The following is a 21,032-nucleotide window of genomic DNA, read 5'->3' as shown; positions in this document are numbered from 1 at the left end:
TAGTATGGCGTCAATGCGGTGTCCAACCTCGCATGACCACAGGTCTTCGCCTTAGAGGGAATTTGCAGGGCGATGTGACATGTATTCATCAGCGATGCGCGCAATCCCTGCCGCATAAAAGCCAATTTTCAACTCATGGCAGCACCACCAAGTTGAACGATACATCATCAGAGCATCCGCCAGGCGCCGCTGGGACTATTGCATCAGCCCTTCCGGTACGGTCGCCGACGCGGATTTCTGAAGTCTTTGGCCTCCGGCGCGGCAAGTATCCGTGCAAGGCGCAGCAAGTTTAGCCGGTCAAGCGACCGGAGCGGGCTCGTCTCCACCGCCGCGCCCGACGCCCTGATAGGCAAATCCATGTTGCGCTGCGGTAACAGGATCATAGATGTTGCGGAGATCGACCAGGATTGGCGTGCGCATCACACCGCGAAGACGCTTCAGGTCGAGGGCGCGGAAAGCGTTCCACTCGGTGACGATGACGATGGCATCGGCATCTTCTGCACAGGAATAGGCATCCTCGGCGAAGGACACGCTGGGAAGAAGGGCCCTGGCCTGCTCCATCCCCTCGGGATCGTAAGCACGCACTTTTGCGCCACCATCCTGCAACCCTGCGGCGATTGCGAGCGAGGGCGCCTCGCGCATGTCGTCCGTATCGGGCTTGAAGGTGAGACCGAGCAGAGCGATCGTCTTGCCGCGCACGGAGCCGCCACAGGCGCGGATCACCTTGCGGGCCATGGCGCGCTTGCGCTGGTCGTTCACCGCCACCACAGTCTCGACGATGCGCAGCGGCATACCGTGGTCCTGCGCCGTCTTGGCCAACGCCAGCGTGTCCTTGGGGAAACACGAACCGCCATAGCCCGGCCCGGCATGAAGGAACTTCGTGCCGATGCGGCCGTCGAGGCCGATGCCCCGGGCCACCTGCTGCACGTCGGCACCAACCGCCTCGCACAGATCGGCCATCTCGTTGATGAAGGTGATCTTGACCGCGAGGAAGGCGTTGGCGGCGTACTTGGTCAGTTCCGCCGTGCGGCGTCCGGTCACGAGGATCGGCGAGGCATTGAGGTAGAGCGGGCGGTAGACCTCCCGCATCACGGCCTCAGCGCGCGGATCCTCGGTCCCGACAACGATCCGGTCGGGACGCTTGAAGTCGCCGATCGCGGCACCCTCGCGCAGGAATTCCGGGTTCGAGACCACGGCGAAATCGGCCTGCGGGGCGGTCTCACGGATGATGCGCTCGACCTCGTCGCCGGTCCCGACCGGCACCGTCGATTTGGTGACGACGACCGTATAGCCGGTCAGGGCGCCCGCGATCTCGCGCGCCGCCTCATGGACGAAGGAGAGATCGGCGAAGCCGTCGCCCCGGCGCGAGGGCGTGCCGACGGCGATGAACACGGCATCCGCGCCTGACACCGCCTCGCGCAGGTCGGTGCGGAACGAGAGGCGGCCCTGGCGGACATTGTCGGAGACGAGGGATTCGAGCCCCGGCTCGTAGATCGGCATGCGGCCCGCTTCGAGGGCCTCGATCTTGGCCGGATCGTTGTCGATGCAGACGACGTCGTGGCCGAAATCCGCGAGGCAGGCGCCGGACACCAGCCCGACATAACCCGCCCCGATCATCGCGATACGCATGCCATGTCTCCCGGCAGCCGACCGGGCGGCTTGCCGCGTTGCAGCATGGGCCGGGAACGGCAAAGTCGCAACCGGACGGATCCCCCGCCGTCCGGTCTGTAGCCAGGCAGCAACACCGCGAAATCACGACGGTTTTTTGACGGGCCACGATCATGCCGAACCACGTCATCGCGGCTTCAATGCCTGGAACAAGTCCTGTAGAAGCACCTCGCCCTGAGACCCGAGCTTCCGCCAGACGCGGCGGGAAAGCTGGCAAAGGACCGCGATGACCGAACTGCCGAACGTGCATGTGCGCGCCGAGATCCTCGCCCAGGCGCTGCCGCACATGCAGCGCTATGATCAGGAGATCGTGCTCATCAAGTACGGCGGCCACGCGATGGGCGACGCCGAAGCGGCGCAGACCTTCGCGCAGGACGTGGTCCTGCTGGAGCAATCCGGCCTGAAGCCACTGGTGGTGCATGGCGGTGGGCCGCAGATCGGCAAGATGCTGAACCGGCTCGGCATCCAGTCCGAATTCCGGGGCGGCCTGCGCGTCACGGACGCTGCCACCGTCGAGGTGGTGGAGATGGTGCTGGCGGGCTCCATCAATAAGCAGATCGTCGGCTGGATCTCGGGGCAGGGCGGCCGGGCCATCGGCCTGTGCGGCAAGGACGGCAACATGGTGCGCGCCAAGCGCGCCCTGAAGACGTACCGCGATCCCGAGAGCAACGAGGAACAGGTTCTCGACCTCGGCCTCGTCGGCGAGCCTGAGCATGTCGAGCGCGGCGTGCTGGACGCCGTGCTGAAGGCGGAACTCATCCCCGTGCTCGCCCCTGTGGCCTACGGAGCGGACGGACAGACCTACAACGTGAACGCCGATACCTTCGCGGGGGCTATCGCGGGAGCGCTGCGGGCCAAGCGCCTCCTGCTGCTCACGGACGTGCCGGGCGTGCTCGACAAGAACAAGAAGCTGATCCCGGAACTGACAGTCGAGGATTGCCGCCGCTTGATCGCGGACGGCACCATCACGGGCGGCATGATCCCGAAGATCGAGACCTGCATGTACGCCTTGGACCGGGGCGTGGAGGCGGTCGTCATCCTCGACGGCAAGGTGAACCATGCCGTGCTCCTGGAGCTGTTTACGAATTACGGCGCGGGCACCCTGATTCGCCGGGGCTGAGGCTTCGCCGGAAACTCGTGCCGGTTCCGAAGAGAACTGGCACGAGTCTAGCAACCTTGGCCGTCTCGGCGCATTGTCTTCGCCCGGCCCCGTGCCGCTTCTCTATCCTGCGACGGATTCCTTGTATCAGCCGACGCAAGACCACTTCACCGCCCCAGGCGCCCGCGGCTTTGCCGATGTCGATACCTGGGTGTTCGATCTCGACAACACGCTCTACCCGAGCGATGCGATGGTCTGGCCGCAGGTCGATGACCGCATCACCCTCTACGTGATGCGCCTCTACGGTCTCGACGCGCTCTCGGCGCGAGCGCTGCAGAAGTATTTCTACCATCGTTACGGGACGACGCTGAAGGCGTTGATGATCGAAGACAGCGTGGACCCGCACGACTTCCTCGACTTCGCGCACGACATCGATCACTCGACCATCAAGCTCGACGCGGCCCTCGGCGACGCCATCGAGAAGCTGCCCGGCCGCAAGCTGATCCTCACGAACGGTTCGCGTCGCCACGCGGAGAACGTCGCAGCCAAGCTCGGCATCCTCGACCATTTCGAGGACGTCTTCGATATAGCCGCCGCCGATTTCGTGCCCAAGCCCGAGCGGGTGACCTACGAGCGCTTCCTGAAGGCCCATGGGGTTGAGCCGAAGCGCGCCGCGTTGTTCGAGGACATCGCCCGCAACCTCGCCGTCCCGCACGATCTCGGCATGGCGACGGTGCTCGTGGTGCCCCGAATCATCGATCCGTACCGCGAGGCCTTCGAGCAGGAGGCGGTGCGCGAGCCCCATATCGACCACATCACCGACGATCTCGCGGGCTTTCTCACCACCTGCGTCGCACCGGAGATCGGCGCCGCATGAGCGACCTCGCGTCTTTGCGGGCCCCGGACCTCGCGGAGATCGAAGCCCTCGCCCACGACGCCTTCGCCGCCTTGCCGGAGGCGTTCCGCGCCCGCTGTGAAGGCGTGGCCATCCATGTCGAAGATTTCCCCGACGAGGAGACGCTGGACGACATGGGCTGCGAGACCGAGTTCGATCTGCTCGGCCTGTTCCGGGGAGTCGGCCTCGCGCAGTCCGGTGAGGTCGAATCGGGGCGGATGCCCAACGCGATCTGGCTCTACCGCCGCCCGCTGCTCGATTACTGGGCCGAGCACGACGAGACGTTGGGCGATCTCGTCACCCACGTGCTGGTGCATGAGATCGGGCACCATTTCGGCCTGTCTGACGACGACATGGCCCGCATCGAAGCCGCCGCCGGGGAGGGATGAGGGGCACCCTCATTCCATGATCTGCTCGTCTCCGGATAGGGCGAGGGTGCGCAGGCGCCCCAGGGCCAGGGCGAGGTCGTTGCGGGCCGGGGCAGCGAGGGCGATCCGCACCGCATTCTGAGCGTGGCCCGGCACGACGGCGAAGGCTGAAGATGGGATGAGGGCGATGCCCCGCCGCAGAGCCGCCGTGGCATAGGCCTCGGCACGCCAGAACTCGGGCAAACGCAGCCAGAGGTGATAGGCGCGGGGATCACCGACGACTTCGAGATCCGATAGGACGGCCCTGGCGATGACCTGACGCTCAGCGGCATCCTTCCGCTTGATCGCGGCGAGACGATCGGCGACCCCGCTTCCCATCCAATGGATTCCGGCTGCGAGGGGAAAGCCGGTCGTTGTCCAACCACCCTGGCGGAGTGAGACGCCGAGCTGGTCGCCCATGCCGGGCGGCGCCGCGAGCATGCCGACCGTCAATCCCGGCGCGACGCGCTTCGAGAGGCTGTCGATCAGGATCGTGTGCTGCGGGGCCAGGGCGGCCAGCGGAGCTATCTCGGCGTGGAAGCCATAGACGGCGTCTTCGATCGCGATGAGGCCGGTCCGTTCGAGGATGGCGGCGAGGTCTGCCCGGCGCCGAGGCCCCATGGTCGTCCCCAACGGGTTCTGAAGGCTCGGCTGGAGGTAGAGCCCGCTCAGTGGCGTGACGCGGTGCGCCTGGATGATCGAATCGGGGCAGAGCCCCTCATCGTCCATGGCGAGGGGAATGAGCGCGATACCGAGACGCGACGCGATTCCCTTCACGACAGGATAGGTCAGCGGCTCGCAGCCGATCCGCTCACCCGGAGAGGCGAGGGCAGCCAGCGCGGCCGCGATGGCTTGGCGGCCATTGCCCGCAAAACGGATATCCGACGGGTTCGGGGCATAACCCTCGACGGACAGGAACTGCGCCGCGACCCGTTGCGCCTGCGGCGTGCCCATCGGCCCGACCTGCTGCATGGCGGCCTCGATCGCCGGGCCGCGCCCGAGCTTCGCCAGGGTCTCGGTGAGCAAGGCCTCCTGTTCGGGGAGGAAGGTCACCGTCCGTTGCAGGTCGATCGCGCTGGACGGCGGCTCGACCGGGATGGCGCGGGGGCTGTTGAGGTCGGAGCGAACATAGGTGCCGCGTCCAACCTCTCCGATCACGAGGCCCCGACGGGCAAGTTCGGCATAGACCCGGCTCGCCGTCGAGACGGCGATACCACGCGCATAGGCGAAGTCCCGTTGCGGCGGCAGCCGGTCTCCCGGTTTCAGCCTGCCCGCTGCCATGTCGGCGGCGACCTCGTCCGCGACGTCGCGAAAGTCTCTCGACGCCATAATTGCTCCGAGCACAATGTTCCGATTGATCCGACTCAATTAGCGGGGCAAATCGGAGCACGCAATCCCGGCCGGGCTGCTCCCCTCCCATTGGATCAGTCAGAATGTCCGTCGTTATCGCCTTTCCCTCACGCTCCGCGCTGATTTCGCGGCCGAATGAGCCTGGCCTTCCCTGGCGCGCTCTGTGGCTGCGCCGGTTGCGCGACCGCCGCGCCCTCGCCATGCTCGATGCCGAGCAGATCCGCGATGCAGGGCTCGATCCGCTCGCGCTGCGCGAAGAGATGCTGAAGCCGTTCTGGCGCGCATGAGAGATTTGTGACGCGTGTCGGTCGACAAAACCGGCACGCTCGTGTAGGAGCCCGGCCAACTCACAACAGGATCGCCGAAATCCTGGTGCTCGCCGCTCATACGAGTGGACGGGCGCGACGGCTGGAGCATTGCCATGAACATCATCGAGCAGCTGGAGCGCGAGGAAGTCGCGCGCCTTGCCAAGACCATTCCCGATTTCGAGCCGGGCGACACGGTCATCGTCAACGTCCGCGTGAAGGAAGGCGAGCGTACCCGCGTCCAGGCCTATGAGGGCGTTTGCATCGCCCGGTCCGGCGGCGGCCTCAACGAGAGCTTCACCGTCCGCAAGATCTCCTACGGTGAGGGCGTCGAGCGCGTCTTCCCGGTGCACTCCCCGATGATCGATTCGATCAAGGTGGTCCGTCGCGGTAAGGTGCGTCGCGCCAAGCTGTATTACCTGCGCGACCGTCGCGGTAAGTCGGCCCGTATCGTCGAGCGGACCGAGCGTACCGCCAAGCCGGCCAAGGAGGCCCAGGCCCCGGCCGCCGCCGAGTAATCGGCTGAGACATCGGGGCGATTACACGATCGTCCCTCTCGAACCCGCCCGGCGCGCCGCGGCGGGTTTTTTCATGGCCGAAGATCAGGGATGCCGCGCCAGGGCGAGGCCGATGCCCGCGCCTAGGAAGAAGCCCGCGCCGATGCGGTTGCGCCGCCGCTCCGGCATGGCCGCGAGGGCGCGCAGCCGTCCCGCCGCCAGCGCCCAGACCGAATCGAGCATGAGGGACAGGACGACGAAGGTCGCGGCCAGCAGCACGAGCTGCCCGAACGCCCCGGGACCCGGTTCGACGAATTGAGGAAGGAAAGATCCGAAGAACAGCAGCGTCTTCGGGTTCGTCAGGGACACGAAGAATCCCTTGGCGACGCTAAGCCCAGCCCCGACGGGCTGCGGGGCTGCAGCCTTCGGCTGCGCACGCCATGCATGGAACGCCAGCATGACGAGATAGGCGACGCCGATCCAGCGCAGCATCTCGAACCAACGGGCCGACATTTCGAGCAGGATGCCCGCGCCGAGGACGACGACCGTCAATTGCAGAACCATGGCCAGGGCGGCGCCGAAGACGGTCGCCAGCCCGGCGCGGATGCCCTGGCTGATGCTGGTCGCGAGGATGAGCGCCACGTTGGGGCCGGGCAGGAGAATCAGCCCGACCGAGGCGCCGACGAAGGTGAGATAGAGGGAGAGGGACATGGAGGCTCGGCGAATCGTTCCGCCGAACCTATCCCACTGCCGGAGCTACCCGAAGGGTCAGCGGCGCAGGGCTTCCAGCACCTTGCCGCCGGGACGGCCGGTGGTGGGCATACCGAGCTTACGCTCGATGTCCTTGATGGCGTCGCGGGTCTTCTGACCGACCTTGCCGTCCGGCTCGCCGACATCATAGCCCATGCTGGTGAGGCGCACCTGCAGGTCGCGACGCTCGGCCCGGGACAGGGGTGGGTCATCGGTCGGCCACGCCGCCTGCACGCCCGGACGCCCGCGCAGCCGGTCGGACAACACCGCGATGGCGAGACCGTAGGATTCGGCGGCGTTGTAGGAATAGATCGCGTCGAAGTTCTTCGTGACGAGGAAAGCCGGGCCGCTCGCCCCCGCCGGGGCGAGGATGCCCACCGGCCCCTCACCGGAGAGCGGCCGCCCGTCGAGCCGGGTGACGCCGAGAGACGCCCAATGCGAGACCGGCTTCTTGTTCTTGCGACCGGCGGCGGCGGTGTTGAAGCCGGAGGGAAGGCGGACCTCGTAGCCCCAGGGCTGGCCGTTATGCCATTTGGCGACGTGCAGGAAATTCGCCGTCGAGGCCACGGCATCAGCGACCGAATCGACCACGTCGCGGCGCCCGTCGCCGTCGCCATCCACCGCGAGCCGCTGATAGGTGGTGGGCATGAACTGGGTCTGGCCGAAGGCGCCCGCCCAGGAGCCGGTTAGCCGCTCAGGCGCGATATCGCCCCGGTCGATGATCTTCAGGGTGGCGATCAGCTCGCCCCGGAAGAAGTCCCTGCGGCGGTTGCCGGAGCAGGCGAGAGTGGCGAGCGACTGAACCAGGGGCATCTTCCCGAGGTTCTTGCCGAAATTGGATTCCACGCCCCACACGGCGGCGATGGTGTAGCGATCGACCCCGAAGCGAGCCTCGGCGCGGGCCAAGGCGTCGGCATGCTGGCGCATGGCGGCCCGCCCGTCCTCGACGCGCTCGTCATCCACCAGCGCCGCCATGTAGTCCCAGATCGGCGTCTTGAATTCGGGCTGCGCCTGCGAGAGCTCGATCACCTTGTCATCGTAGGAGATGCCGGAGGTCGCGGCCTCGAAGGCCCGGCCGGACACGCCCGCCGCAGCGGCCTGGGCGCGGATGCCGGAAAGGCACCCGTCGAAATCAGCCAGGGCGGGCGTGGCCGAGACACTGGCGAGAAGGCTCAGCGCGAGGGCGAGCCCCGTTCCGTTCGGCGGCTTCGGCATGGCTGTCGTCCTCATGTCGGCAGTCGGAATCTGGGCGCGGATTCAGGCGGCATGAGGGTTAACGAAGGATGACGAGGCGAAGTCCGCCGAGCGAACCTGTCATTCCGGGCTCGCCCTCAGTGGGAGCCCGGAACAGGGGTGCGGATGATGACGTCAGGCCCACTCGCGCTCGGCGAGCTTCTTCTCGTAGGCATCGATGGCCGTGCTGCGCTCCAGCGTGATGCCGATCTCGTCGAGGCCGTTCAGCAGAGTGTGCTTGCGGCCGGGTTCGATATCGAAATGCAGGGTGCCGCCATCCGGGCCGCGGATGGTCTGCGCATCGAGGTCGATGGTTAGGGTGGCGTTCGAGCCGCGCTCGGCATCCTCGAACAGCTTCTCCAGATCCTCCGGCGCGACGCGGATCGCCAGGATGCCGTTCTTCGCGCAGTTATTGAAGAAGATGTCCGCGAAGCTCGTGGAAATCACGCAGCGGATGCCGAAATCGGCCAACGCCCAGGGCGCGTGCTCGCGGGACGATCCGCAGCCGAAATTGTCGCCGACGACGAGGATCTTGGACTGGCGATAGGCCGGCTGGTTCAGAATGAAGTCCGGGTTCTCCGATCCATCCTCGCGGTAGCGCATCTCGGCGAACAGGCTCTTGCCGAGGCCGGTGCGCTTGATCGTCTTCAGATACTTGGCGGGAATGATCCGGTCGGTATCGACGTTGATCGTCCGCATGGGCGCGGCGACGCCCTCCAGGGTCGTGAACTTGTCCATCGTCTTCTTTAAAATCGGCGGGGTTTGTAGGAATCGCTCCGGTGTAGCAGCCCCGTGCGCGGGCCGGAAGATCATGCGAAATCCGCGGCATGCTCCCGGCGCAGGGTGCCGTCATGGAGTGCGGAGGCGACGAGGGCGCCCGCCAGTCCCGCTTCCGCCAGGGCGCGAAGGTCCTGAGGTCCGCGCACGCCACCCGCGGCATAGACCCGGCTCCCCGGCGCCCGCGCTTGCACCGCCATGAGCGCCGGAAGATCCGGCCCGGTCCCGGCGCCGACGCTGGCCAGGGTCATCGTGATGACATCGCGCGGCCACAGCGAGGGATCGTCATGCAGGCTATCCGGGCCAAGGCGCTCGCCGCCCCGCGTATCGAGGGACAAGACGGCCTTTTCCCCGAGGCTCGTGACAAGGGCAGAATCGGTCTGGCTCTCGCTGCCGATGACCGGGCGCCCAAGCCCCTCGGCCAGGAAGCTTTCCACACCCTCCCGCCGGGAAAATCCCGCATCGACCCAGAGGTCCAGTCCTGGGCAGGAGGCGGCGATGGCGCGCAAAGAGGTGAGATCCGGCGCGGCGCCATCGATGATGGCATCGAGATCGGCCACGTAGAGCCGTCGCGCGGGCCATGCCAAGAGCAATCCCGCCGCGATGGCGCCGGGCTCCGAGCCCTTTGCCAAGGGCGTCTCGATCGGGGCATACGAAGCGCGCTCGCCCCGGCGCGCACGGACCACGCGCCCCCCGCGCAGGTCCAGCACCGGAATCACCGCGAAGCCGTCCTGTCCGGCCGCGCCCCCTGCTGTTCCGAAATCCGTCATCCGCGCATGTCTAACGCCAAAACCATCGGGTGGGACCTCGGCGGGGTCCACGTCAAGGCGGCCCTCATCCGCGATGGGCGCGTGCAGGAGGCGGTGCAGGTGCCATGTCCCCTCTGGCAGGGCGTCACCGCGCTCGATGCCTCCCTGGCGCTCCTGCCCGATTGGGCACGGGACGAGGCAAGCCACGCTGTCACCATGACCGGCGAGTTGACCGATTGCTTCGCCGATCGCACGGCGGGCGTCGCCGCCCTTGCGGGCTGGGCTGCTGAGGAGCTGAAGGGGCGGGTCCAGATCTTCGCAGGGCGCTCCGGCTTCGTCGCCCCCAGCGAAGCGGCCGCACACGCGTTCGATATCGCCTCCGCCAATTGGTACGCCACCGCCGCTCAGATCGGCCGGATCGTGCCCGATGCGCTCCTGGTCGATATCGGCTCCACGACGGCCGACCTCATCCCGATCGTCGCGGGGCGTCCCGCCGCGACGGGCTACAGCGATGCCGAGCGGCTCGAGACGGGGGAACTCGTCTATACCGGCGTCGTGCGCACGCCACTGATCGGCCTCTGCGACCACGCGCCGTTCCGGGGACGACGCACGCGGCTGATGACGGAAACCTTCGCCCATGCGGCGGATGTCTACCGCATCCTCGGCGACCTGCCGCCGGAGACGGACCAGCAGGGCACGGGCGACCGCAAGGGCAAATCCGTGCCGGAAAGCGAGACGCGCCTCGCCCGCATCGTCGGTCGCGACCGGGAGGAGGGCGATGCCCAGGCCTGGGCTGCTCTCGCGGCGCATTTCGCCGAGACGCAGTTACGGCTTCTGTACGATTCGGCCTCCACCCTGCTGTCGCGCCCCGACATGCCGCCGGAGGCTCCCCTGGTGACCTGTGGCGCGGGGGCCTTCGTCGGCGACCGCCTCGCGGCCCGGCTCGGGCGGAAACGGACGGGGCTCGCCGAACTCCTGGCCTCACGGTCCGGGGAGGCGGCATCAACCTGGATCTCGACCTGTGGGCCGGCCGTTGCGGTCGGCCTCATCGCGGAGGACATCACTCGATGAGCGCCATCAAGATTCTCGCCCGCGTGCTGGCCATGCGCGTCGGCCCGCATATCGAGTTGGCCGTCGAGTCCGAAACCGGCGAAGTGCTGAAGGTGCTCGCCACCGAGGATCAGGTCGACAGGCTCATCGACGAGTTGGAGGATCTCCTCAACTCGCCCGCGGGGCCGGACAATGACGAGCCGCCGGAAGCCGCCTGACCAACGAGAAAGGGCCGCCGCGGGGATACCGCGGCGGCCCTTTTCTTGTCCCGGAGGAACCGCGCCTCAGGCGGCGGTACGCTTGCGGGCTTCCTGCTTCGTGTCGACGCCCGAGGCTTTGATCTCGGACAGCTTCTGCGCGACGTTGCGCGAGAAGACGAACTCGGCGGGGCGCTGGTTCTCGAGGCTGACATCGGGGGCCATGTCGCCCTCGGTCTTGATGCCGCGCAGCATCTGAACCACCGGCTTCCACGGCTTGCGGACCGAATCGACCACCGAGGACGCCTCGTAGCCCGAGTGGACCATGCAGTCGGCGCACTTCTCGTAGTTGCCGGTGCCGTAGGAATCCCAATCGGTGGATTCCATCAGCTCCTTGAAGGTTGCGGCATAGCCTTCGCCCAGAAGGTAGCAGGGCTTCTGCCAGCCGAAGACCGTGCGGGTCGGGTTGCCCCACGGGGTGCAATGGTAGGTCTGGTTGCCGGCCAGGAAGTCGAGGAACAGGCTCGACTGCTGGAAGGTCCACTTCTCGCGGCCCTTCTCCTTGCCGTGACGAAACACGCCGCGGAACAGGTCCTTCGTCGCCTTGCGGTTCAGGAAGTGCTGCTGGTCGGGGGCGCGCTCGTAGGCGTAGCCGGGGGAGACGGTGATGCCGTCGATGCCCATCCGGGTCACGCTGTCGAAGAAGTCGGCGATCTTCTCCGACTTCGAATTGTTGAAGAACGTGCAGTTGATGGTGACGCGGAAGCCCATCTCCTTGGCCTTCGCGATGGCCGCGACAGCCTTGTCGTACACGCCGCGCTGGCACACCGACTGATCGTGCATCTCCTTGTCGCCATCCAGATGGATCGACCAGGTGAAGTACGGGCTCGGCTTGTACTCCTTGATCTTTTTCTCAAGGAGGAGCGCGTTCGTGCAGACGATGGCGAACTTCTTCTGCGCGATGATGCCTTCCACGATCTGCGGAAGATCCTTGTGGAGAAGCGGCTCACCGCCCGCGATCACCACCACCGGTGCGCCGCACTCGCGGACCGATTCGAGGGCTTCGTCGACCGGCAGCCGCTTGTTGAGGATCTCCTCAGGGTAGTCGATCTTTCCGCAGCCGGCGCAGGCCAAGTTGCAGCGGAACAGGGGCTCCATCATCATGACGAGCGGGTAGCGCTTACGGCCCGTCAGGTGCTGCTTGAGGATGTAGCCGCCGATCTTCGCGACGTACCGGAGGGGGATACCCAAGTTGCGGCTCCTTAGTTTCGTCGGCCCCGGAAGAACGGGGTGCTTAGCGTGATAAGTGCTCGATTTCCAGCAACGTAGCTTGGAACAGTTCTCAAACTACGGTGCCGGAGGTGTCCGTGAACTCTTTAGTCCGGGGCTGACGCATCGGCGCCACAGGCGCACGCATAGCTGATGCCACGGTGCGGGGACCCGGACGATGCGCGACTTCCACGCGCACAATGCGTCGGCATTACGACCATTTGGGCCGATTGGGCACCCACGATCCAGTGTGCAGTGCGGCAGCGCACCCCTGTGGCCCGAAGGTGACGCAGGGGCGCCTCGCGTTGCAATCCGAGGCCCGCGTCTTTACTGAGCCTAGCGACCGCGCCGCAAGATGGCGCCGGACGCGGGGGAACCTCGCGCCGGTTGCCGGTTTGCCCCGCGCGTGGTCCCTCGGCGACCATGGGTCCGACGGTCTGTGACCGCTTCGGCCCTGCATGCGTTTCCCGGAACGAGAGGAACGGCCCGTCGGGCCGGACGAACTGGCAGGGTACTCGTGATCGAAGGTCTCGTCGCGTCTTCCGTCCGCTTTCGCTGGACCGTCATCGCCCTCGTCGCGCTGATGACGGTGGCAAGCGCCGGTATCGCCGTTCACCTGTTTCGAATCAACACGGATGTCGAACGGCTGATCGATCCCAAGGAGCCCTGGCGCCAGGACGAGATCGCGTTCGAGAAGGCCTTCCCGCAGCGGTCGAATCTGATCGTCGCCGTGATCGACGGCCAGACGCCCGAGGAGACCGAGGAGGCCGCTGCCTCCCTGACCCGCGCCCTGTCCGAGCGCAAGAATCTCATCGAGACCGTCTACCGGCCCGATGGCGGCCCGTTCTTCGATAAGAACGGCCTGCTCCTCATGCCCCAGGCGGAACTGGAAAAGACGCTCGAACAGCTGACTCAGCAACAGGGCTTGCTCGGGCCGCTCGCCGCCGACCCGTCGCTGCGCGGTATCATGCGCGTGCTAACGCTGGGCGCCCGTGGCGTGAAGTCCGGCGATGCCACGCTCGCCGACCTCGACAAGCCGATGGCGCAGATCGATGCGACGCTTCAAAAGGTGCTGAAGGGCGAGCCGGCCCGTCTCTCCTGGCAGGCGCTGCTCGCGAATGGCGAGACCCGCGTCACCGACCGGCTGAAATTCGTGATGATTCAGCCGGTGCTGGACTTCAACGCTCTGGAGCCCGGCTACGAAGCGACGCGGATGATCCGCGAGGTTGCCAAGGACCTCAAGATCGACGCCGCCAACGGCCTGCGGATGCGCCTTACCGGTCCCGTCGCCGTGGCGGACGAGGAATTCGCCACGCTTTCGCAGGACGCGCTGCTGAACAACAGCATCATCGTCGGCGCGATCGTGCTGTTCCTCTGGCTCGCCCTGCGCTCCGGACCGCTGGTTATCGGCGTCATCATCACCACCTTCGCAGGCCTGATCGTGACGGCGGCCCTCGGCCTGCTTCTGGTCGGAGAATTGAACCCGATCTCGGTGGCCTTCGCCGCCCTGTTCGTGGGGCTCGGCATCGATTTCGGCATCCAATTCTCGGTGCGCTACCGGGCCGACCGCTATGAGCAGCCGACGCTGCAGGCCGCCATCCGTGCCGCCGCTCGGGGCGTGGGCTGGTCCCTGACGCTCGCCGCAGTCTCGCTGCTCGCGGGCTTCTTCGCCTTTCTGCCGACCGCCTTCCGCGGCGTGTCCGAGCTCGGCCTCATCGCCGGTGTCGGCATGATCGTGGCCTATCTCTTCTCCCTCACGCTGCTGCCCGCGCTGATCGCGGTGTTCAAGCCGAAGGGCGAGAAGGAGGCGGTCGAGACTAAGTGGCTGGTCGGCGTCGATCCCTGGATCATTCGCAATCGCAAGCCGATCCTGATCGCGGTGGGCCTCGTGACGCTGGCGGGCACTCCGTTGCTCTACTGGCTGCCGTTCGACTCGAACCCGATGCATCTGCGCAGCCCGAAGGTCGAATCGATCGCGACCTATTTGGACCTGATCAAGAACCCGGAGACGAGCCCCAACGTCATCGACGTGCTCGCTCCGAACGTGGCGGCCGTGCCCGAACTGTCGAAGAAGCTCGGCGCCCTGCCGGTGGCGAGCCCGTCAACAGCATCGACACGTTCGTTCCTCAGGATCAGGACAAGAAGCTCGCGCAGATCGCCGATACGGCGCAACTCCTCGATCCTGTTCTGAACCCGGCCCGCAAGCCACCGCCGCCCAGCGATGCGGATAACGTCAAGGCACTGAAGGACGCGGCGACCGCGCTGAAGGCAACGGGCGACGAGGCTAAGGCGGGCACGCAGGGTGCGGACACCGCCAAGCGTCTCGCAGGAACCCTGAACACCCTTGCGGATGGCCCGGTGCAGAAGCGCGAGGCCGCCTCCGTCGCTCTGACCAAGGACCTGAATCCGCTTCTGACCCGCCTGCGCGACCTGCTTCACCCGGAGAAGATCACGCTTGAAAACCTGCCGCCGCAGCTCAAGGCGGACTGGGTGTCGGCCGACGGCCGGGCGCGGGTCGAGATCCATCCGAAGGGCAATTCGAACGACGACGAGGTTCTGCGCAACTTCGCCAACGAAGTGCTGAAGGTCGCCCCGCACGCCACAGGCGCGCCGATCTCGACCACCCGCTCGACCTACACGATCCTCGGGGCCTTCATTCAGGCGGCCATCACCGCCCTGGTGCTGATCTTCGTCATCCTCACGGTTGCCCTTCGCAAGCCGTGGGACGTGGCGATGACGCTTGGCCCGCTGGTCGTAGCGACCCTGTGGACGCTGATGGCCATGAAAATCATCGGCATGCCGCTGAACTTCGCCAACATCATCGCCCTGCCGCTGATGCTCGCGGTCGGCGTGGCTTTCCACATCTACTACGTGATCGCGTGGCGAGCGGGCGTAACCGACATGCTGGCCTCCAGCTTGACGCGGGCGATCTTCTTTTCCGCGATGACGACCGGCAGCGCCTTCGGCTCGCTGGTCCTGTCGAGCCACCCGGGTACGGCGAGCATGGGCGAATTGCTCGCGCTGTCCCTGTTCTTCACCCTGCTGGCCGCCTTCTTCGTCGTGCCGGCCACCCTCGGCGAGCCCCCGGCTCAGCCCGACCGCAACCGCCCCGAAGGCGATTCGGCTGGTCGCGGCCCCGCCTTCGGGCAGCGCAAGCCCGAGACCGTGGCGGTGAAGTAGAAGCAAGGCGCGCGGATGATCCTCCGCGCGCCTCTTCCGCGCCTGCCCGACTCAGCGGCGAGGGCGCTTACAGAAAGTCTGAAAACCCGGCCCTGACCGCGCCGGAGGCCCGCGCCGCCGCCACACTGGCCGGGGCGATGAGGGCATCGCGCTCTTCGGCGTAGTGATAGCCCGGCGCCTCGCACGGGAAGCCGCTGCCGGTGGCCGGGTGAGTGTAGAGTTCGGTCAGGCCATCCGGCAGATGGGATAGCAGCCCTGCGACGCGCTTCGGCGTCATCGCGCCCGACCATGCCAGCCCAAGGGTCCGGTCGGGGATGAGCAGGCCCGCCTGCCGGGCGCGGACGGCAAGCAGTGCCGCCCAGGGTGCGATGTCGAGCGCAGCACGGGGACGGGCGCCGGGTTCGGCGCGGCGCAGGATCTCGCGCGGCTCGCGCGGCACCCTCAGAGCGCGCATGCCGTAACGACGGCCGATCCGCAGCACGGCACCCGCGATCAGGGGGTGGACGTGGAAATGCTTGTGGGCGTTGACATGGTCGAGGGGTAGGCCGGTCGCCCGGTAGGCCTCGAACTGCGCCACGATCTCGGCGGACAATTGGCGGCGGGCGGCGGGGCGGCGGGCCATGTCGAGCCCGAGCTTGGCCATGTCGGCTCTGAGCAACCCGTCCGGACCGGCAAGGTCCGGCAACTCCGAAGGTGGCAGGGTCGGCCACGCCTCGACGAGCACGAGATGGAGCCCGACCCTCAACGAGGGAAGGCGCTTGGCCCGCGCCACTGCATCGGCGGCGGCGGGAGCCGAAACCATGAGGCTGGCGGCGGTGAGGATTCCCTCACGATGCGCCTGCTCGACAGCCTCGTTGACCTCGGTGCTGAGCCCGAAATCATCCGCGGTAACGACCAGACGCTTCACAGTAACCTCGTAACGGGTGTCGAGAGGGCGAGCCCTCTCGCGGGTCCAGGGCAGAGCCCTGGGTGGAGAGGCGGGGCTCTGTCCCGCACTCCCCGTCGGGGCCTCAGGCCCCGGATCCCTGACTTTACGCCGCCTTGGCGGTGCCCTGACGCTCCTTGAGGAAGCGGTAGAACTCCACGCCCTCGCGGAGGCGGCGCTTCATCATGTCGGGCGAGCGCACCATCTCCGAAACGATGGAGGCAATCTTCGGCGCACGGAAGTAGAACTTCTTGTAGAACTCCTCCACCGAGGTGAAGATCTCGGTATGGGACAGGTGCGGGTAGTGCAGCGGCGCGACCTGCACGCCGTTCTCATCGACGAGTTCGGCGTTCTCGACGTCGAGCCAGCCGTTCTCCACAGCCTGCTTGTACAGGAAGGTGCCGGGGTAGGGCGCCGCGAGCGAGACCTGGATCGTGTGCGGGTTGATCCGCTTGGCGAAGGCGATCGTCTCCTGGATCGTTTCCTTGGTCTCGCCCGGCAGGCCGAGGATGAAGGTGCCGTGGATCGCGATGCCGAGGTCGTGGCAATCCTTGGTGAACTTCTCCGCCACCTCGACGCGCATGCCCTTCTTGATGTTGTGAAGGATCTGCTGATTGCCGGACTCGTAGCCGACGAGGAGCAGGCGCAGGCCGTTCTCCTTGAGGACCTTCAGGGTCTCACGCGGCACGTTCGCCTTGGCGTTGCACGACCACGTGACACCGAGCTTCCCGAGCTCGCGGGCGATCTCCTCGGCGCGCGGCAGGTTATCCGTGAAGGTGTCGTCGTCGAAGAAGAACTCCTTGGTCTGGGGGAACTCCTTCAGGCAGTACTTGATCTCCTCGATCACGTGGGCGACCGAGCGCGTCCGGTAGGTATGCCCACCCACCGTCTGAGGCCACAGGCAGAAGGTGCAGCGGCTCTTGCAGCCACGGCCGGAGTAGAACGAGATGTAGGGGTGCTTCAGGTAACCGATGAAGTACTTCTCCATCTCCAGGTCGCGCTTGTACACGCTGGTGACGAAGGGAAGCTGGTCCATATCGGTCATGATCTCGCGGTCCTCGTTATGGACCACGGTACCGTTGGCATCGCGATAGGACAGACCCTTGATCTCGGACATTGGCTTGCCGTCGGCCACGTCCTTGACGGTGAAGTCGAACTCGTTGCGGGCGCAGAAATCGACCACCGGGGCCTGGGCCATGGCGCCCGCGGCGTCCACGGCGACCTTGGCGCCGATCAGACCGGCGATCAGCTTCGGGTTGGCGGCCTTCAGTGCCTCGATCGTCTTCACGTCGGACTTGAAGGACGGCACCGAGGTGTGGAGCACCACGAGATCGAAGTCGTTGGCCTGGGCCACGATCTCATCGAGCTTGATGTTGTGCGGCGGCGCGTCGATCAGCTTGGAGTTCGGCACCAGGGCGGCGGGCTGCGCCAGCCAGGTCGGGTACCAGAACGACTTGATCTCGCGCTTGGCTTGGTAGCGGGAGCCCGCGCCGCCGTCGAACCCGTCGAAGGTGGGGGCCTGGAGGAAAAGCGTGCGCATGGGGTTCAAGGCCTCGATGCTGAGCCGGGTGGGCGGGGTCGGGCGGATCAAGCGGTCGGAGCCTCGGCATCACGGCCGAGGTCTGCGTCGGGGATCAGCGTACCGTCCGCAACCACGTGATAATCGTGACCTTTCCATGTCACCGACCCCGAGAGGAAGGCACAGGAGAAGTTCATGAAGGAGAGGATGTCGCGAATCGGCAACAGCCAGTAGGCGTGCGGCGGCAGGCCGAAGGCCCGCTCCACCTGGCGGCAAAGCACGATGCGACAGGCCAAAGCGGTCGCCGCCATGGCCAGAGCCACGGTGCCCGCACCGGGAAGTGTCGCAGCGATGAGCGCCAGCGGGAAGGCGTGGGTGACGACGGAGCCCGCATATCCGGCCGGATCGACCGTGCGGATCGTGCGGTTCCAGCGCAGCTCGTGCTTCCACATGCCGTGAAGCTCGGTATCGACGCAGGTGTGGCCGATGGTGAAGTTCGGGATGGTCACGCGACCGCCGAGACCGCGCAGGGCGGCGCCGATCGCGTAATCGTCCGCGAGGTCATTGCGGAAACGGCGGAACCCGCCGACCGCGTCGAGGCTCGCGCGGGTGAAGGCGACGGTGGAGCCGAAGCAGGGCTTCGCGAGGCCGAGGCTCAGGCCCATCACCACGTTCGGCAGGAACTGCACGTCGATGGCGAGCGCCGAGAGCTGACCCATGGCCCCGGGGAAGGCCGGTACGCCGTGGTAGAGGCAGGTGACGCCGCTCACGCCCGGCTGCGCCAATTCCGCGGCGATGCGCTCCAGGTAATCGGGCGCGACCACCATGTCGCTGTCGGCCAGCACGATCACCGGATGGGCGATCCGCTCGGACATGTTGATCAGGTTCGAGACCTTGCGGTTCGAGCCGTGCTGGCGCGCATCCACCACGAGGTCGATATGCGCCTGCGGGTAGGCCTCGCTGAGGGCCCGGACCACGCCGATCGCCGGATCGCCTGCGTTCTGCACGCCGAAGACGATCTGCACAGCACCGGCATAGTCCTGACGCAGCACCGTCTCGAGGTTTTCGTAAAGGTTCGGCTCCAGCCCGCAGAGGGGCTTCAGCACCGTCACCGCCGGCCGCTCGCTTCCGGCGGGCAGGGTGGGAACGCGGCGCGCGCCATAGCGTCCGACGAAGAAGGCCGCCGCGAGCCCGTAAAGGCAACCCGCGCCCGCCACCACGAGGCAGAGCGGCGAGAGCCAGAGCAGCGCCTGCGACGCCAGGGTGGTGAGATCCATCCGTTGGGTCCGTAAGGTGTCCGGCCGCCGGCTGCGGCGTTGCGAGCGGCTACTGACCAGCCTTGGCGGGGGCGGGCTTCGCGGCGGGGGCTGCCTTGGGAGCGTCCTTCGGGGCGAGCATGCCTTCGGCGCGGTCGTTGAGGAACTTAACGACTCCGTCCGCGCCGCCGCTGGCGAGGGGCTTGGACAGCATCGTGCGCTGGGCCGCCATCTCGCTCACGTCGCCGTTCAGGAGCACGTCCTGCACCTTGTCTTCCGCGTTGACGACGAAGTCGACCGCGGAGTCATCGTCGTTGGCGGTGGTCACTTTGGTCGGTACCACGCGCTGCGAGCCGCGGGCCTCGACCTTCGGCGTCACCTCGAATTTGCCGCCCGCGGCTTGGCTCAGACGGTTGGCATAGGTGACGGTCAGGCTGCGCTTCAGCGCCTTGGTCACGGCCTCCTGCTGCTCCGGCGTGAAGCCGGACCATTTGGAACCAATGGCGATGCGGGCCATGACCGGAAAATCGAACACCTTGTCGATGACCGGGCTTACGGCCTCGACGCGGGCGGGGAGGGGTCCCGCGCCGTCCTTTACGGCCGAGGAGAAGGCTGCGTAGAGGTCGCGCACGTTCTGGATCGCCGTCTCGTCGCCCGCGAAAGCGGGAGAGGCGAGGAGCGGCGCCAGGGCGAACGCGGCGGCGAAGCGGCGGATCAGGCGCACTTCTTCAAGTCCTTCTCATCCAGCCGGGCAACCATGCGCGGCGGAGCGTAACTGTAGAACGGGCCCAGGGTGGCCGGCTGCGGGACCGGCTTAGGGCGGCGGGTGAGACCCGTCACCCTCCCCTCGTCCTGATCGGCTTCTTCCTCGCCACGGGCGCGCAGGCCGGCTTCGATCCGGTGCCACAGCCAGAGGCTCGGCAGGCCGACGCCGATATCGGCGAAGCGCTTCACCAGAGAGAGTGCGAGCGCCGCCTCGGCGGGGATGTTGAACATACCGCACAGGGCGATCAATCCGCCCTCTTGCGCGCCGAGCGCACCCGGAACGGCGAAGGCCGCACCGCGCACCGCCTGAGCCAAGCTCTCGATCACGAGAGCGTGGCTGAAGTCGACCGGGTAGCCCATGAAGTGCAGACACACGTAGACTTCGGCGGTGCCGATGATCCAGCCACCGAAATGGATGGCGATCGCTGCGGAGACGCGGCCGTGTTCGCCGTAGAGGCGGCGCAGACCGTCATAGAGCTGGTCGATGGCGCCGAGCGCCCGCCACTCGCGGCCCGAGGCGAAGCGGCTGAGGAGCGCCTGAATCACCCGGTGACCGGCCCGGCGCTGAATCAGGTAGAAGGCGGCAAGAGCGGGCACGGCCAGGGCTACGCCGCCCGCCACCGTGCGGGTGACCGGGCCATCGCCGACGAGCCAGATCACCAGGCCGAGGCCGAGGATGGTGAAGATCAGCTGCGTCACCGCCTGGGTCATCAGGTCGACGAACATGCTGGCGCCGGCCATCGCGCCGGTCACGCCGCGCTTGGCAAGCAGCCGCGCGCCCACGAAGTCACCCCCCACGGTCGCGACCGGCAAGAGGGTGTTGATGCCCTCGCGTACGAAACGCAGGGATATACAGTCACGCAGGCGGGGCTGCGAGCCCGCGGGGAACACCACGTGCCAGCCCAACCCGGCCCAGGCGACAGCCAGGAACCGTGCGAGCACGACGAGGAGAGCGCCCCATCCGGCGCTCGCAACGGCGGCCGTCACGTCCTCGACACCGGAGGACGCCAACAGGCCCACGACCGTGCAGAGACCGGCAATCGAGGCCAGTGTCGTGAGACGCTTCATCTTCGTCTTTCAAGCTCGCAAATGGCTTGATGCGGGAAATCGGTCACGGTCGCGGCGGAAATAGGTCGATGCG

Annotated in this window: 19 protein-coding genes and 1 pseudogene; 8 read left to right on the top strand and 12 right to left on the bottom strand. The window is 66.8% G+C overall.

All coding sequences use genetic code 11. The features are described from left to right. Window positions 1-297: 297 nt before the first annotated feature. Window positions 298-1,629: a UDP-glucose dehydrogenase family protein gene (locus ACFQE0_RS24780; RefSeq protein ID WP_378974400.1), complete on the bottom strand. Its 1,332-nt coding sequence runs from the start codon at window positions 1,627-1,629 to the stop codon at window positions 298-300. Window positions 1,630-1,894: 265 nt separating this feature from the next. Between ACFQE0_RS24780 and argB the strand changes: the two genes are divergently transcribed. The 3 genes from argB (at window position 1,895) to ACFQE0_RS24765 (ending at window position 4,051) form a co-directional block, all read left to right on the top strand. Continuing rightward, window positions 1,895-2,788 carry an acetylglutamate kinase gene (gene argB, locus ACFQE0_RS24775; RefSeq protein ID WP_378974398.1) on the top strand — a complete coding sequence of 298 codons (894 nt, stop codon included), beginning with the start codon at window positions 1,895-1,897 and terminating at the stop codon, window positions 2,786-2,788. Between the two features lie 121 nt (window positions 2,789-2,909). Then, window positions 2,910-3,644: a pyrimidine 5'-nucleotidase gene (locus ACFQE0_RS24770; RefSeq protein WP_378974395.1), complete on the top strand. Its 735-nt coding sequence runs from the start codon at window positions 2,910-2,912 to the stop codon at window positions 3,642-3,644. Further along, entirely contained in the window at window positions 3,641-4,051 is a 411-nt protein-coding gene (locus tag ACFQE0_RS24765; protein WP_378974392.1) for a metallopeptidase family protein, read from the top strand. The genes ACFQE0_RS24770 and ACFQE0_RS24765 overlap by 4 nt, the downstream gene beginning before the upstream one ends. 9 nt (window positions 4,052-4,060) lie before the next feature. Here the strand turns inward: ACFQE0_RS24765 and ACFQE0_RS24760 are convergent, their stop codons facing one another. Continuing rightward, complete coding sequence (locus ACFQE0_RS24760; RefSeq protein WP_378974390.1) at window positions 4,061-5,398, bottom strand: aminotransferase-like domain-containing protein; 1,338 nt, start codon at window positions 5,396-5,398, stop codon at window positions 4,061-4,063. A gap of 104 nt (window positions 5,399-5,502) precedes the next feature. Between ACFQE0_RS24760 and ACFQE0_RS24755 the strand changes: the two genes are divergently transcribed. Next, window positions 5,503-5,706 (top strand): translation initiation factor IF-2, encoded by a 204-nt coding sequence (locus ACFQE0_RS24755; protein WP_378974387.1) that lies wholly within the window; start codon window positions 5,503-5,505, stop codon window positions 5,704-5,706. Between the two features lie 134 nt (window positions 5,707-5,840). Beyond that, window positions 5,841-6,242: a 50S ribosomal protein L19 gene (rplS, locus tag ACFQE0_RS24750; RefSeq protein WP_378974385.1), complete on the top strand. Its 402-nt coding sequence runs from the start codon at window positions 5,841-5,843 to the stop codon at window positions 6,240-6,242. Between the two features lie 84 nt (window positions 6,243-6,326). On the opposite strand, the gene ACFQE0_RS24745 is transcribed toward rplS, so the two are convergent. From ACFQE0_RS24745 to ACFQE0_RS24730, 4 genes are all read right to left on the bottom strand, one after another. Next, window positions 6,327-6,932, bottom strand: a complete 606-nt coding sequence (locus ACFQE0_RS24745) for a LysE family translocator (protein WP_378974383.1) — start codon at window positions 6,930-6,932, stop codon at window positions 6,327-6,329. Between the two features lie 57 nt (window positions 6,933-6,989). Next, window positions 6,990-8,186: a lytic murein transglycosylase gene (locus ACFQE0_RS24740; RefSeq protein WP_378974381.1), complete on the bottom strand. Its 1,197-nt coding sequence runs from the start codon at window positions 8,184-8,186 to the stop codon at window positions 6,990-6,992. A gap of 153 nt (window positions 8,187-8,339) precedes the next feature. Then, the gene (gene leuD, locus ACFQE0_RS24735) at window positions 8,340-8,942 is read right to left on the bottom strand and encodes a 3-isopropylmalate dehydratase small subunit (RefSeq protein WP_378974378.1); all 603 of its coding nucleotides are present in this window, start codon (window positions 8,940-8,942) and stop codon (window positions 8,340-8,342) included. 71 nt (window positions 8,943-9,013) lie between these two features. Next, window positions 9,014-9,751, bottom strand: coding sequence for a HisA/HisF-related TIM barrel protein (locus tag ACFQE0_RS24730; RefSeq protein ID WP_378974375.1), 738 nt, complete (start codon window positions 9,749-9,751; stop codon window positions 9,014-9,016). Between the two features lie 6 nt (window positions 9,752-9,757). On the opposite strand from ACFQE0_RS24730, the gene ACFQE0_RS24725 reads away from it, so the two are divergent. Continuing rightward, window positions 9,758-10,801, top strand: a complete 1,044-nt coding sequence (locus ACFQE0_RS24725) for a hydantoinase/oxoprolinase family protein (RefSeq protein WP_378974372.1) — start codon at window positions 9,758-9,760, stop codon at window positions 10,799-10,801. Further along, the gene (locus ACFQE0_RS24720) at window positions 10,798-10,998 is read left to right on the top strand and encodes a hypothetical protein (RefSeq protein ID WP_378974370.1); all 201 of its coding nucleotides are present in this window, start codon (window positions 10,798-10,800) and stop codon (window positions 10,996-10,998) included. Before ACFQE0_RS24725 ends, ACFQE0_RS24720 begins: the two co-directional genes overlap by 4 nt. 66 nt (window positions 10,999-11,064) lie before the next feature. Here the strand turns inward: ACFQE0_RS24720 and hpnH are convergent, their stop codons facing one another. Beyond that, window positions 11,065-12,228, bottom strand: a complete 1,164-nt coding sequence (gene hpnH, locus ACFQE0_RS24715) for an adenosyl-hopene transferase HpnH (RefSeq protein WP_378974367.1) — start codon at window positions 12,226-12,228, stop codon at window positions 11,065-11,067. 535 nt (window positions 12,229-12,763) lie between these two features. On the opposite strand from hpnH, the pseudogene ACFQE0_RS24710 reads away from it, so the two are divergent. Next, window positions 12,764-15,426 (top strand): annotated as a pseudogene (locus ACFQE0_RS24710) (MMPL family transporter). 67 nt (window positions 15,427-15,493) lie between these two features. Here the strand turns inward: ACFQE0_RS24710 and hpnK are convergent. From hpnK to ACFQE0_RS24685, 5 genes are all read right to left on the bottom strand, one after another. Next, a complete protein-coding gene (hpnK, locus tag ACFQE0_RS24705; protein ID WP_378974365.1) occupies window positions 15,494-16,333 on the bottom strand; it encodes a hopanoid biosynthesis-associated protein HpnK in 840 nt (279 codons plus the stop codon). 124 nt (window positions 16,334-16,457) lie between these two features. Beyond that, window positions 16,458-17,891 carry a hopanoid biosynthesis associated radical SAM protein HpnJ gene (hpnJ, locus tag ACFQE0_RS24700; protein ID WP_378974362.1) on the bottom strand — a complete coding sequence of 478 codons (1,434 nt, stop codon included), beginning with the start codon at window positions 17,889-17,891 and terminating at the stop codon, window positions 16,458-16,460. A 47-nt stretch (window positions 17,892-17,938) separates the two neighbouring features. Further along, on the bottom strand, window positions 17,939-19,147 hold the full coding sequence (gene hpnI / locus ACFQE0_RS24695; RefSeq protein ID WP_378974359.1) for a bacteriohopanetetrol glucosamine biosynthesis glycosyltransferase HpnI: 1,209 nt from the start codon (window positions 19,145-19,147) through the stop codon (window positions 17,939-17,941). Between the two features lie 49 nt (window positions 19,148-19,196). Beyond that, window positions 19,197-19,850, bottom strand: a complete 654-nt coding sequence (locus ACFQE0_RS24690) for an MlaC/ttg2D family ABC transporter substrate-binding protein (RefSeq protein ID WP_378974357.1) — start codon at window positions 19,848-19,850, stop codon at window positions 19,197-19,199. Further along, entirely contained in the window at window positions 19,841-20,959 is a 1,119-nt protein-coding gene (locus ACFQE0_RS24685; protein ID WP_378974355.1) for an HpnL family protein, read from the bottom strand. The genes ACFQE0_RS24690 and ACFQE0_RS24685 overlap by 10 nt, the downstream gene beginning before the upstream one ends. Window positions 20,960-21,032: the final 73 nt, after the last annotated feature.

Origin of the sequence: Methylobacterium komagatae (assembly GCF_042661665.1) — a bacterium.
Lineage (GTDB): Bacteria > Pseudomonadota > Alphaproteobacteria > Rhizobiales > Beijerinckiaceae > Methylobacterium > Methylobacterium komagatae.
This window is presented reverse-complemented; position numbering and strand designations above follow the sequence as displayed.

Coding starts and splice junctions, on each gene's coding strand:
- ACFQE0_RS24725 (WP_378974372.1), top strand. CDS start 9,758: ATGTCTAACGCCAAAACCATCGGGTGGGACCTCGGCGGGGTCCACGTC.
- ACFQE0_RS24745 (WP_378974383.1), bottom strand. CDS start 6,932: ATGTCCCTCTCCCTCTATCTCACCTTCGTCGGCGCCTCGGTCGGGCTG.
- leuD (WP_378974378.1), bottom strand. CDS start 8,942: ATGGACAAGTTCACGACCCTGGAGGGCGTCGCCGCGCCCATGCGGACG.
- ACFQE0_RS24760 (WP_378974390.1), bottom strand. CDS start 5,398: ATGGCGTCGAGAGACTTTCGCGACGTCGCGGACGAGGTCGCCGCCGAC.
- argB (WP_378974398.1), top strand. CDS start 1,895: ATGACCGAACTGCCGAACGTGCATGTGCGCGCCGAGATCCTCGCCCAG.
- ACFQE0_RS24740 (WP_378974381.1), bottom strand. CDS start 8,186: ATGCCGAAGCCGCCGAACGGAACGGGGCTCGCCCTCGCGCTGAGCCTT.
- hpnJ (WP_378974362.1), bottom strand. CDS start 17,891: ATGCGCACGCTTTTCCTCCAGGCCCCCACCTTCGACGGGTTCGACGGC.
- ACFQE0_RS24730 (WP_378974375.1), bottom strand. CDS start 9,751: ATGACGGATTTCGGAACAGCAGGGGGCGCGGCCGGACAGGACGGCTTC.
- ACFQE0_RS24755 (WP_378974387.1), top strand. CDS start 5,503: ATGTCCGTCGTTATCGCCTTTCCCTCACGCTCCGCGCTGATTTCGCGG.
- rplS (WP_378974385.1), top strand. CDS start 5,841: ATGAACATCATCGAGCAGCTGGAGCGCGAGGAAGTCGCGCGCCTTGCC.
- ACFQE0_RS24765 (WP_378974392.1), top strand. CDS start 3,641: ATGAGCGACCTCGCGTCTTTGCGGGCCCCGGACCTCGCGGAGATCGAA.
- ACFQE0_RS24720 (WP_378974370.1), top strand. CDS start 10,798: ATGAGCGCCATCAAGATTCTCGCCCGCGTGCTGGCCATGCGCGTCGGC.
- ACFQE0_RS24780 (WP_378974400.1), bottom strand. CDS start 1,629: ATGCGTATCGCGATGATCGGGGCGGGTTATGTCGGGCTGGTGTCCGGC.
- ACFQE0_RS24685 (WP_378974355.1), bottom strand. CDS start 20,959: ATGAAGCGTCTCACGACACTGGCCTCGATTGCCGGTCTCTGCACGGTC.
- hpnI (WP_378974359.1), bottom strand. CDS start 19,147: ATGGATCTCACCACCCTGGCGTCGCAGGCGCTGCTCTGGCTCTCGCCG.